This window comes from Agromyces sp. GL_144 (genome assembly GCF_057834305.1).
The window spans coordinates 1098617-1110095 of the sequence record NZ_CM174399.1 but is presented as its reverse complement, the minus strand read 5'-3'; the positions used below and the strand labels follow the sequence as shown (position 1 = coordinate 1110095).

The 11479-nt window shown below is 72.1% G+C and carries 9 protein-coding genes; 4 read left to right on the top strand and 5 right to left on the bottom strand.

The annotated features are described in order from the left end of the window. Positions 1-31: 31 nt before the first annotated feature. The 5 genes from AC3IPY_RS04985 to AC3IPY_RS04965 all read right to left on the bottom strand — a co-directional run bounded on the left by AC3IPY_RS04985 (position 32) and on the right by AC3IPY_RS04965 (position 5634). On the bottom strand, positions 32-790 hold the full coding sequence (locus AC3IPY_RS04985) for a phosphatase PAP2 family protein (protein ID WP_489187102.1): 759 nt from the start codon (positions 788-790) through the stop codon (positions 32-34). 196 nt (positions 791-986) lie between these two features. Beyond that, on the bottom strand, positions 987-2159 hold the full coding sequence (locus AC3IPY_RS04980) for a hypothetical protein (protein WP_489187100.1): 1173 nt from the start codon (positions 2157-2159) through the stop codon (positions 987-989). Continuing rightward, the gene (locus tag AC3IPY_RS04975; protein ID WP_489187099.1) at positions 2156-2509 is read right to left on the bottom strand and encodes a GntR family transcriptional regulator; all 354 of its coding nucleotides are present in this window, start codon (positions 2507-2509) and stop codon (positions 2156-2158) included. Before AC3IPY_RS04975 ends, AC3IPY_RS04980 begins: the two co-directional genes overlap by 4 nt. Before the next feature lie 333 nt (positions 2510-2842). Beyond that, entirely contained in the window at positions 2843-4117 is a 1275-nt protein-coding gene (locus AC3IPY_RS04970) for a multidrug effflux MFS transporter (RefSeq protein ID WP_489187097.1), read from the bottom strand. A gap of 344 nt (positions 4118-4461) precedes the next feature. Then, positions 4462-5634, bottom strand: a complete 1173-nt coding sequence (locus AC3IPY_RS04965) for an ROK family transcriptional regulator (protein WP_489187095.1) — start codon at positions 5632-5634, stop codon at positions 4462-4464. 144 nt (positions 5635-5778) lie between these two features. Between AC3IPY_RS04965 and AC3IPY_RS04960 the strand changes: the two genes are divergently transcribed. The 4 genes from AC3IPY_RS04960 to AC3IPY_RS04945 are packed head-to-tail and all read left to right on the top strand — an operon-like array spanning position 5779 to position 11372. Next, a complete protein-coding gene (locus tag AC3IPY_RS04960; protein ID WP_489187093.1) occupies positions 5779-7104 on the top strand; it encodes an extracellular solute-binding protein in 1326 nt (441 codons plus the stop codon). 1 nt (position 7105) lies between these two features. Beyond that, positions 7106-8092: a carbohydrate ABC transporter permease gene (locus tag AC3IPY_RS04955; RefSeq protein WP_489187092.1), complete on the top strand. Its 987-nt coding sequence runs from the start codon at positions 7106-7108 to the stop codon at positions 8090-8092. Then, on the top strand, positions 8092-8988 hold the full coding sequence (locus AC3IPY_RS04950; protein WP_489187091.1) for a carbohydrate ABC transporter permease: 897 nt from the start codon (positions 8092-8094) through the stop codon (positions 8986-8988). Before AC3IPY_RS04955 ends, AC3IPY_RS04950 begins: the two co-directional genes overlap by 1 nt. A gap of 2 nt (positions 8989-8990) precedes the next feature. Continuing rightward, positions 8991-11372: a beta-xylosidase/alpha-l-arabinosidase gene (locus tag AC3IPY_RS04945; protein WP_489187090.1), complete on the top strand. Its 2382-nt coding sequence runs from the start codon at positions 8991-8993 to the stop codon at positions 11370-11372. The last annotated feature ends 107 nt before the right edge of the window (positions 11373-11479 follow it).

The following is an 11479-nucleotide window of genomic DNA, read 5'->3' as shown; positions in this document are numbered from 1 at the left end:
AGTCGACGTGGCCGCCGACGGATGCCGCGGCTCATCGCCCTCGCGGCGGCGTCACGTGCGCCTGGGCGAACGCCGCGTTGCGCTCCGAGATGCGTGCGAGCCGCGCGAGCCGCTCGCGCTCGAGCGGCACGGCGAACGCCGCCCACAGCACGAGTGCGACGCCGGCGCCGACGAGCGCACCGCCGACCGTGTCCGAGAACCAGTGCACGCCGAGGTACGTGCGGCTGATCGCCATGAGCACCGTGTAGGCCGCACCCGCGACCCAGACCCAGACACGCGGGAAGATCACGCCGAGCGCGAGCGCGATGGTCGCCGCGTTCGCCACATGCCCCGACGGGAATGAACCGAAGTCGCTCGTGACCATCATGTCTTCAGGGCGCGGCCGGCCGACGAGTTCCTTCAGCAGCTGCACGACGAGCGCGCTCGCGGCCGAGGCGACGATGAAGTACAGCGCCGCCCACGGCCGCCGCAGCAGGAGCAGCACGACGGCGAGCGCGACCGGCACGAGGAACACGCCCACCACTCCCCCGCCGAGCATGTTCATGAACAGGGCGAACAGGTCGCCGACCGGCCCGTGGATCTCGAGGACCTCTTCGGCCCACTCCTCGTCGACCACGAGCGGAAGGTTGCCGTTGCGCCCCGCGATCAGCAGTCCGAGCAGCGCCGCCGTGACCACGGCCGCGACGCCGCCGATGAGCGGCGCCCGACGACGCATGCGATGCACCTGCGCCGCGCGCTGCGGCACGGACAGGTCGTCGGCCGGCGTCGCGGTCTCGTCGGGCTCGGTCATGCCCCCAACGTAGCGACGGCGACGGATGCCGCGACGACGGCACGCGGCATCCGTCGTCGCCCGCGCGGGGCGGCCGGGACCGCACCCGTCGACGACGCAGGCCTCTCGGCCGGGCAGGTCGACCCGGGCGGGACGAGCCGGGCCGGACGACCCGGGCAGGTCGCCTCGGCACGGCACCACGCGGGCACGCCCGGGCTCACCCGTCGGCGCGCGCCACCAGCCCGTTCAGCAGGGCTGCGCCGGTCGCGGCATCCGCCACCGTGACGACCAGCGGCGGCGAGGTGCGCCGAGCGACCTCGATCGCCGAACCGGAGCGGATGATGACGCCGCGCCGCCCCGTCGCGTCCCATCGGAAGCCCCAACCGCCGAACTCGCCCGCCGACAGCTGCACGGCCGCGGCCGAGACGACCTCGTCGACGGGCACCTGGGCCACGCGGAATCCGAGTGCCGTGCGCACCGAGAGCCCGCCGCCGTCGACCGTGACGCGGACGGCCGCCGTCGAGGCGAGGGCGATCACCGCGATGAGCAGGACGATCCCGATGACCCATCCGGTCTCGGGCGCGAGCACGACGGGCACGGCGCAGGCCAGCACGATGATTCCGGCGAGCGCCCAGATCGGCCACGGTGCTCGGGCGGTCGAAGTCCACACGGCCGTCTCTCCGGGTGCGAGTTCGAGCGCCGGCGTCGCGTCGGGCGTCGTGACGGGCTCGGACGCGGGCAGCAGGATCCAGGCGAGGAAGCCGACCGCCGCGCCGAGCAGGAGGCCGCCGATCACGATCAGGATCACGGCCGCATCCGTGGGCGCACCGCCGTCGAGCTGGAGCCCCGTGAGCGCGAGCATGATGAGGGTCAGCGAGGTGGCCACGGCGGGGGCGAACACGGCGGACGGACGTGCATATCCGGTCGCGCGCCGGCCCGCGGCATCCGCCGTTCGGCTGCCGGCGCCCGCCCCGGCTCCGGAGTAGACGGCCGCGGCGATGACGCCGCTCACGAACAGCGAGATGCCGATGTAGAAGGCGATGAAGCCGAGCGGCGGCATGTAGCCGTCGGGCCCGTCGACGCCCCAGTGCGTGATGAGCTCGTCTGGCAGGCGGGGCAGCCACGTGAGCAGCACCGTCGTGCCGATCGCGATGATGGCGAGCGGCACCCACACGACCACTGCGCGGAGCAGGCGCCGGTTGCGTCGATCGATCGCAGCCGCGTCGCCGGGGCGCTCGCCCTGGTGCGGGGCGGATGCCGGGGGGCCGGCCGGCTTCGTCGCGTCCGGCTTCGTCGCGTCGGCCCGGCTCGGAGCGGGGCTCGCCGAATCGGCGGGGTCGGGGTTGCGGTTCGCGGGGTTCATGCGGTTCGCGGGGTTCGTCGGGTTCATCGGGCGAGTTCCTCTCGGACGAGTGCGAGCACGGTGTCGGCCGCGAGCCCGTGCTCTCGGGCGACCCCGGCGAGTTCGGCGGCGAGGCGCCGCACGTCGTCGAGGTGCGGGTCGGCGTGCGTGACGATCGCGCCGCGACCGCGACGCAGTTCGATGAAGCCCTCGTCGCGCAGCGTCTGGTAGGCGTGCAGCACGGTGTGGGTGTTCACCTCGAGGGATGCCGCGAGCTCGCGCGCCGCGGGCAGGCGGTCGCCCCCGGCGAGTCGGCCGGCGAGCACCTCGGAGCGCACGGCGCGCGCGACCTGCTCGAAGATGGGGGCGCCCGATGCGGGGTCGATGCGGATGATCACACTTCTATTGTTCTATGAACAACTAGAACAATGCAACCCGGCGACGGCCGTCCCTGCAGCGAACGCGAGTAGGTGCGACGAGCGCGTGCGATCCGCAGGCGCTCGCTCGTCGCATGTGCTCGCGTTCGCGCACCGCGGCATCGGCCAAGTCGGACACTGCGTCGGCACGAGACATCCGCTCGCCTCGCCCTCTCGCGGCAGAACCTCGCCGGAACCGCGCCGGAACCAGGTCAGAACGCCGCTCGCGCGTCGGAACACGGATCGAGCGGTGTTCCGGCGAGCGAACGGTGTTCCCTGCCGGGGGCGGGCCCGACGCGATGAGCCGAACGCGCGTCAGTCGCTGAGCGGCGGCACCGTCTTCGGGCGCACGAGCAGCCAGAGCGCCGCGACCGCGATGAGCGCTGCGCCGATCTGCACGATCGCCATGGGCACGGCGCTGCCGACGCCCATGAGGCCGATGAGCGGCGAGATGACCCCGGCGAGGCCGAAGTTCAGCGCGCCGAGCAGGGATGCCGCGGTGCCGGCCTCGGCGCCGTGATGCGCGAGCGCGAGCACCTGCACGGCCGGGAACGAGAAGCCGCAGGCGAGGATGTAGATCCACAGCGGGATCGCCGTGCCCCAGAACCCGGCACCCGAGGAGTCGAGCACCATGATCGCGACGGCCATCGAGAGGTGCACGAGCGTGGTGATCGCGAGGATCCACTGCGGCGCGACGCTGCCGCGCATGAGGCGAGAGCTCGTCTGCACGCCGATGATGACGCCGACGGAGTTGACCGCGAAGAGCAGCCCGTACTGCTGCGCGCTGAACGCGTAGACCTCCTGGAAGAGGAACGACGAGGTCGAGAGGTACCCGAAGAGGCCCGTGAAGGTCATGCCGCCGATGATCGCGGCGCCGAGGTAGACGCGGTCGCGGAAGAGCGCGGCGTAGCGGTCGCGCAGCGTCGAGTGCCCGGCGACGTGACGGCGCGACGCGGGCAGCGTCTCGACGATGAGGAACGAGACGGCGAGCACGACGACGAGGCCGTAGACCGCGAGCACGACGAAGATGCCGCGCCAGTCCATGACGTTCAGCAGCTGCGATCCGATCACGGGCGCGAGCACCGGCGCGAGGCCGTTCACGAGCGCGAGGCGCGAGAGCATGCGCACGAGCGGCTTGCCGCCGAACAGGTCGCGCACCATGGCCATGGCGACGACGCCGCCGGCCGCGGCGCCGAAGCCCTGCAGCAGGCGGAAGACGCTCAGCCACACGATGTCGGGCGCGAACGCCGCACCGACGGATGCCGCGATGTGCAGCAGCGTCGCGAGGATGAGCGGCAGGCGGCGGCCGACCTTGTCGCTCCACGGGCCGACGATGAGCTGGCCGAGACCGAAGCCGATCATGGTGCCGGTGAGGGTGAGCTGCACGGCGGCGGCGGAGACGCCCAGTTCGTCCTGCAGCACGGGGAACGCGGGCAGGTAGAGGTCGATCGTGAAGGGCCCGAGCGCGGTGAGCGCGCCGAGCACGATGACGTAGACGAGTCGCTGGCGACGGCTCAGCAGGTCGCCCGGGTGGGTCGGGGCCGAGTAGTCGTCGGGGCGGATGATGGGGATGGAGGCGGTTGCAGACATGCGGATTCCAGGCGTGCTCGGATGCGGCGGCGCACGCCCTCGGACGCCGGGAGACGGGAAACGGCGCCCCGTGGGACGCCGCCGTGGTGCGATCCGGCCGCGCATGGCTCGAATCGATTCGACTGTGGTCGAGTCTACCGGGCGACCCCCTCCCCGGGGCAAGTCCGAACCGGGCTCGCCTTTCGGTCGCACGGGCAGGCGAATCCGCCTCGTCCTTCTGCCGGATTCGGAGTTCTGGCGACACGCCGCTCGAGGGGCGGGCCCAGCACGGCATGTCGCCGAATCGCCGAATCGAGCGAGAGGGGTCGCTCGGTCCGAGAGCGGATGCCGCGACGCGGCGCAGCTCAGCCCGCGAGCGGATCCGCCAGAAGGCCCGCGAACGCGAGCTCGGCCGCCCCGATGAGCAGGCGGTTCTCGCCGAGCTCGGCCACCCGGATGTCCAGGCTCTCGGATGCCACGGGCAGCGCCTGCGCGGCGACCGCGGCGTCGAGCGCCTCGGCGTCGTGCGTCGCGAGCGTGGCGAGGAATCCGCCGAGGACGATGAGCGAGGGGTTCAGCACGTTGATCGCGTTGCCGAGCGCGGTCGCGAGGATCCGCTGCTGCCTGGCGAGCTCGTCGGCGACGGCGGGGCTCCGCGATGCGGCGAGCGCGGCGGCGAGGGTCGGCTCGTCGGCGTGGGCATGGGCGAGACCGACGGCCTCGAGCAGGCGGGCACGGCTCACCTCGTCTTCGAGCACGCCGCCGGGCGCACGGCGATCGTCGGGGCTGGCGATGCCGGGGCGGTTCTGGCCGAACTCCCCCGCGTAGCCGCGCGTGCCGCCGACGAGGCGGCCGCCCACGACGAGGCCGCCGCCGATGCCGCTCGCGCCGCCGTTGAGGTAGACGAGGTCGTCGACACCCCGCCCGGCGCCGAAGAGGTGCTCGGCGCGCGCACCGAGGCTCGCGTCGTTCGCGACGCCGGCGGGCATTCCCGTCGCGGCTTCGACGAGCGCCCGCACCGGGGCATCCGTCCACTCGAGGTGCGGGGCCCAGCGCACGAGCCCGTCGTCGGAGCGCACCTGCCCCGGCACGGCGAGGCCGACGCCGACGAGCCGGGCGTCGGCCAGTTCGGTCGCGCGCCACCGCGCGACGAGGCCCGCCACGAGTTCGGCGGTCTCCTCGGGCGTGACGAGGTGGTCGACCTCGATGCGCTCGCGCGCGACGATCTGCGCGTTCAGGCCGACCGAGGCCACGGTCACGGCGTCGACCTCGGGGTTGACCGTAATGGCCTGCACCGCGGGGTGGGCCGCGACCACGGGCGACGGCCGGCCGACGCGGTTCGTCGGGTCGGGTGCGCGCTCCTCGACGAGGCCGAGGTCGACGAGCTCGGCCGCGAGTGACGCGACGGTGGAGCGGTTCAGGCCGGTCTCGGCGGTGAGGCGGGCGCGGGAGAGCGGCCCCTCGAGATGTGCGAGCACGAGGAGTTTCGAGAGGTTTCGCCGGTGGACGCCGTCGAAGGTGCCGGGTCGGTCTGCCACGGATGCCACTCTACGTTCCCGTCCGACGCGGAAAACCGGGCCGCGCCGGATTTGTTGCGCTTGACGGCAAATGGATGCCGACGTATATTCGAGACGTCCAGATCACTTTCGGCGTTGCGGCCGAAACTTTCGAGAGGTTCAATGATGAACAGACGCAGCACGAGGCTCGTCGCACTGGGAGCGGCCGCGGCATTCGCGGTCGGCGCCCTCGCCGGTTGCACGCCCGCCGGCGACGACGGCGACGGCGCCTCAGGCGACGAGGTCACCATCACCTGGTGGCACAACGGCACCGGCGAGCCGCTGAAGTCCTTCTGGGAGGACGTCGCCGGCGAGTTCGAGGCCGACCACCCCGGAGTCAACGTCGAGGTCGAGGCCTTCCAGAACGAAGACCTCCAGCGCACGCTCATCCCGAACGCCCTGCAGGCCGGCGGCGACGCCGCGCCCGACCTGTTCATGGTGTGGGCCGAGGGCGAGATCAAGGCCCAGGTCGAGGCCGGCTACCTCAAGGACCTCAGCGGCCTCACCGACGTCGTCGAGAGCGTCGGAGCCTCCGGCACCGGCTGGAACGTCGACGGCAAGCAGTACGGCATCCCGTTCCGCTTCGGCATCGAGGGCATCTGGTACAACGCCGACCTCTTCGAGAAGGCGGGCGTCACCGAGACGCCTGCCACGTTCACCGAGTACGACGCCGCCCTCGACAAGCTCGCGGCATCCGGCGTCGCTCCGATCGGCGTCGGCGCCGGCGACGGCTGGCCGGCGGCGCACTGGTGGTACCAGTTCGCCATCAAGACCTGCTCGCCCGAGTCGCTCGCCGAGGCGGCCGACACCCTCGACTTCAGCGACCCCTGCTTCGTCGAGGCCGGTGAGAACCTCAAGGCCTGGATGGACTCCTTCGACGGCGACCTGCCGTTCCAGTCGAACCCGACCAGCACCCCGGCGCAGAGCGTGCCGAACAGCTCGGCCGGCCTGCTCGCCTCGCAGACCACCGCGCAGGAGCTCATGGGCACCTGGCACCGCGGCGAGGTCGCGAAGCTCGTCCCCGGCGCGCCCGCCGACAACCCGCCCGCACCCGAGTGGCTCGCGTGGATGCCCGTGCCCGACATCGAGGGTGCCTCGGGTGCACCGGGTGCCGCGCTCGGCTCCGGTGACGCGTGGGGCGTCTACGCCGACGCTCCCGACGAGACGCTCGAGCTGCTCGAGTACGTCATGAGCGAAGACGTGCAGACGCGCTTCGCGGCGACGGGCGAGATCCCGACGGTCGCGGGCGCCGAGGCCGGCATCACCGACCCGGTGCTCAAGCAGATCGCCGAGGGCACGGTCAACGCCTCGCTCGTCGTGACCTGGCTCGACACCCAGTACGGCCCGGTCATCGGCCAGGCGATGAACGACGCCATCGTCAACCTCATGTTCGGCGACGGAACCCCCCAGTCCGTGCCCGACGCGATGAACGCAGCGGCGGCCACGCTCTAGCATGACCGCTCTCAAGACGGCCGGGCCCGCGGTGACCGCGGGCCCGGCCCCCTCCCGCACCCCGAGACGCACCGCACGGCGCAACACGCGCAAGTGGGGCGAGATCTCGCTCTTCGCCGGCCCCGCCGTGCTCGTCTACTTCCTCTTCGTCCTGCTTCCCGTCGCGCTCGCGGCGTACTACAGCTTCTTCAACTGGAACGGCCTCGGTCCGCTCGAGCGGTTCATCGGGCTCGACAACTACACCCGGCTCCTGGCGGATCCCGTCTTCCACCGCTCGGTGTACAACAACTTCTTCATCATCGTGATGTCGCTGCTCGTCCAGGGGCCGCTCGCGATCCTCGTCGCACTGCTCATGAACCGGCCGTTGCGCTTCCGCGGACTGCTTCGCGCGCTGATCTTCGTGCCCTACGTGCTGAGCGAGGTCACGGCGGGCCTGGCGTGGCAGATCCTGCTGCAGTCCGTGCCCCCGACGCGCATGGGTCCGGTCGACACGCTCCTGCAGGCGATCGGCATCGAGAATCCCCCGGCCTGGCTGGCCGACCCCGACGTCGTGATGTGGACCATGTTCGCCATCCTCACGTGGAAGTACCTCGGCCTCGCGATCATCCTGATGCTCGCCGGACTCGCCGGCGTGCCCGAGGAGCTCTACGAGGCCGCGTCGCTCGACGGCGCGGGCTGGTGGAAGACGCAGTGGTACATCACCGTTCCGCTGCTCGGACCCACCATTCGCATCTGGGCGTTCCTGTCGATCATCGGCGCGCTGCAGCTCTTCGACATGGTGTGGATCGTGACCGGGGGCGGACCGCTCAACGCCTCGTCGACGATGGCGGTCTACATGGTCAAGAACGGCCTGAACGTCACCCAGATCGGCTACGGCAGCGCCGTCGCCGTAGTCCTGTTCCTCATCTCCCTCGTCATCGCCCTCGTCTACCAGCGCTTCGCGCTGCGCCGGGACCTCGCGGGAGCCATCACCGGAGGAGTGCGCTGATGACCGCAACGACCGCCATCACCGTCGGCGACGGCGTCGCCGTCCCTCGGCGCCGCGCCGGCCAGCGCTTCGACTGGGGCCAGCCGATCGTCTACCTCGTCGCGCTGGCCGTCGCCGCCCTCGCGGTCGGACCCGTGCTCTACGTCTTCATCTCGGGCTTCCGCACGAACCCCGACTTCTTCACCGACCCGGCAGGCATGCCCGACCCGTGGACGACCGACAACTACGTGCGGGTGCTGACCGACCCCACGTTCTGGAACCAGGTGCTCGCGAGCACGGTGACGGCGCTCGGCACGACCCTCGGCGTCATGCTGCTCGGCGTCATGGCCGCGTTCGTGATCGCGCGCTACGACTTCAAGGGTCGCGAGTTCATGTACGCCATGTTCACGACGGGACTGCTGTTCCCCCTCACGATCTCGATCCTGCCGTTGACGGTGCTGCTGCGGCAGATGAACCTGTTCGGCAGCTGGTGGGGGCTCATCATCCCCCAGGTGGCGTTCGCGCTGCCCACGACGATCATCATCCTCGTGCCGTTCCTGCGCGCCATCCCCGGCGAGCTCGAGGACGCGGCGATGGTCGACGGCACGAGCCGGGTCGGGTTCTTCTGGCGCATCATGCTCCCGCTCTCGATGCCGGCCCTCATGACGGTGGGCGTGCTCGCCTTCGTCGGCAGCTGGAACGCGTACCTCCTGCCGCTCTTCGTGCTGCAGGCCGGCGGCGCCGGCGTCGACAGCTACACGCTGCCGTTGGGCGTGCAGTTCTTCTCGACGGCCTACGGGCAGGACACCACCGGCGTGCTCTCGTACACCGCACTCGCGATGCTGCCGGCCATCCTCTTCTTCACGCTGGCGGAGAAGCGCATCGTCGGCGGCCTGCAGGGAGCGGTGAAGGGATGACCATGCAGCAGTCCCCCGCGGACACCCCGCGCAGCTGGCAGGATGCCTCGCTGCCGGCCACCGACCGCATCGAGGCCCTCGTGCAGGCCCTCACGCTCGAGGAGAAGGTCGCCCAGCTCTACGGCGTGTGGGTGGGCGCCTCCGACGACGGCACCGACGTCGCGCCGAACCAGCACGAGATGATCGGCGACATCGACCTCGACGCCCTGCTCGCCAAGGGGCTCGGCCAGCTCACCCGGCCGTTCGGCACGGCTCCCGTCGACCCGGGCGTCGGTGCGCTGTCGCTGGCCCGAACCCAGCGGCGCATCGTCGCCGAGCACCGCCTCGGGGTGCCGGCGGTGGCGCACGAGGAGTGCCTCGCGGGCTTCGCCGCATGGGGCGCGACCGCCTACCCCGTGCCGCTCAGCTGGGCGGCCACCTTCGACCCCGAACTCATCGAGCGGATGTCGCGTCGCATCGGCGACGACCTGCGTTCCGTCGGCGTGCACCAGGGCCTCGCGCCCGTGCTCGACGTCGTGCGCGACGCGAGGTGGGGCCGGGTCGAGGAGACGATGGGCGAGGATCCGTACCTCATCGGCACCGTCGGCGCGGCCTACGTGCGCGGCCTCGAGTCGGCCGGCGTCGTCGCGACGCTCAAGCATTTCGTCGGCTACTCGGCCTCGAAGGCCGGGCGCAACCTCGCGCCCGTGTCGGTCGGGCCGCGCGAACTCGCCGACGTGCTGCTCCCGCCGTTCGAGATGGTGCTGCGCGAGGGCCGGCCCCGCTCGGTCATGAACGCGTACACCGACCTCGACGGCGTGCCGACGGCCGCCGACGCCTCGTTGCTCACCGACCTGCTCCGCGGGGTCTGGGGCTTCGAGGGCACCGTGGTCGCCGACTACTTCTCGGTCGCGTTCCTGCAGACCCTGCACGGCACGTCGGGTTCGCTCGCGGATGCCGCGGCTGCTGCCCTCATCGCCGGCATCGACGTCGAGCTGCCCACCGTGCACGCCTTCGGCGCCCCCCTGTTCGAGGCCGTGGCCGACGGCCGGCTCGACGTCGCGGTCATCGACCGGGCGCTCCGCCGGGTGCTCGCGCAGAAGCTCGAGCTCGGGCTCCTCGACGCCGGCTGGGATCCGACGCCGGAGGCGCTGCGCGGGGTCGCCGACGACCTCGACGCGGTACGCGGCACGATCGACCTCGACCCGCCCGCGAACCGGGCGCTCGCGGCCGAGATCGCCGAGCGCGCCATCGTGCTGCTGCACAACGACGGCACGCTGCCGCTCGCCGCGCCGACCCGCATCGCGGTGATCGGGCCGAACGGCGACGACCGGTTCGCCGTACTCGGCTGCTACTCGTTCCCGGCGCATGTCGGCGTGCATCACCCCGAGTTCGGCGACGGCATCGAGCTGCCGACGCTCGTGGAGTCGCTCGCCGCCGAGTTCCCCGGCGCCGAGGTCGTCTTCGCCCGCGGCACGAGCGTCGACGGCGGCGAGACCGAGGGGTTCGCCGAAGCCGTCGCCGCGGCATCCGATGCCGACGTCGTGGTGCTCGCCCTCGGCGACCGCGCCGGGCTCTTCGGCCGGGGCACGAGCGGCGAGGGCTGCGACGCCGAGTCCCTCGCGCTGCCCGGAGCGCAGGGCGACCTGCTCGAGGCGGTGCTGGACACCGGCACGCCGACCGTCGTGACCCTGCTCGCGGGCCGCCCCTACGTGCTCGGCACCGCTCCCGAGCGCGCGGCCGGAATCCTCGAGGCGTTCTTCGCGGGCGAGGAGGGCACGAGGGCGCTCGCGGGCATCCTGAGCGGGCGCGTGAACCCGAGCGGACGGCTTCCGGTCTCGGTCCCCGCGTCGGCCGGCGTGCACCCGTCGACCTACCTCGCGTCGCCCCTCGCCGCCCGGAACGGCGTCTCGAGCATCGACCCGACGCCCAGGTACCCGTTCGGCCACGGCCTCACGTACACGCGCTTCGCCTGGGGCGACGCGACCGGCGAGGCATCCGAGGTCCCGACCGACGGCGACGTCGCGGTCGGCGTGCGCGTCGCGAACGTTGGCGAGCGCGCGGGCGTCGAGGTCGTGCAGCTGTACCTGCACGACCCGGTCGCGAGCGTCGTGCGGCCCGTGCAACGGCTCATCGGCTATGCCCGAGTCGAGCTCGCGCCGGGCGAGGCCGCCGACGTGCGCTTCGTGGTGCCGGCCGACCTCGCGTCGTTCACGTCGCGAGGCGGCGAGCGCATCGTCGAGCCGGGCGAGCTCGTGCTCGGCCTCGGGCCTTCGAGCTCCGAGCTGAGCCGCACCCACCGGGTCCGGCTCACCGGCGCGGTGCGGCAGGTCGACCACACCAGGCGACTGCACCCGGAGTTGACCGTCGAACGGGTCCAGGTCGAGGCATCCGTGATCGCCTGACCCCTCCAGCCACCGGCCGACGGCGCACTCTCCCGCTGCCGTCGGCCGGTTCCCCCTCGAAAGGACTCCCGCAGCACCACGCACCACTCCGCACCGGATCCAGGGCC

Excerpts from the sequence above, each read along its gene's own strand:
- AC3IPY_RS04985 (WP_489187102.1), bottom strand. The coding sequence starts at position 790 with ATGACCGAGCCCGACGAGACCGCGACGCCGGCCGACGACCTGTCCGTG.
- AC3IPY_RS04980 (WP_489187100.1), bottom strand. The coding sequence starts at position 2,159 with ATGAACCCGACGAACCCCGCGAACCGCATGAACCCCGCGAACCGCAAC.
- AC3IPY_RS04970 (WP_489187097.1), bottom strand. The coding sequence starts at position 4,117 with ATGTCTGCAACCGCCTCCATCCCCATCATCCGCCCCGACGACTACTCG.
- AC3IPY_RS04960 (WP_489187093.1), top strand. The coding sequence starts at position 5,779 with ATGAACAGACGCAGCACGAGGCTCGTCGCACTGGGAGCGGCCGCGGCA.
- AC3IPY_RS04955 (WP_489187092.1), top strand. The coding sequence starts at position 7,106 with ATGACCGCTCTCAAGACGGCCGGGCCCGCGGTGACCGCGGGCCCGGCC.
- AC3IPY_RS04950 (WP_489187091.1), top strand. The coding sequence starts at position 8,092 with ATGACCGCAACGACCGCCATCACCGTCGGCGACGGCGTCGCCGTCCCT.
- AC3IPY_RS04945 (WP_489187090.1), top strand. The coding sequence starts at position 8,991 with ATGCAGCAGTCCCCCGCGGACACCCCGCGCAGCTGGCAGGATGCCTCG.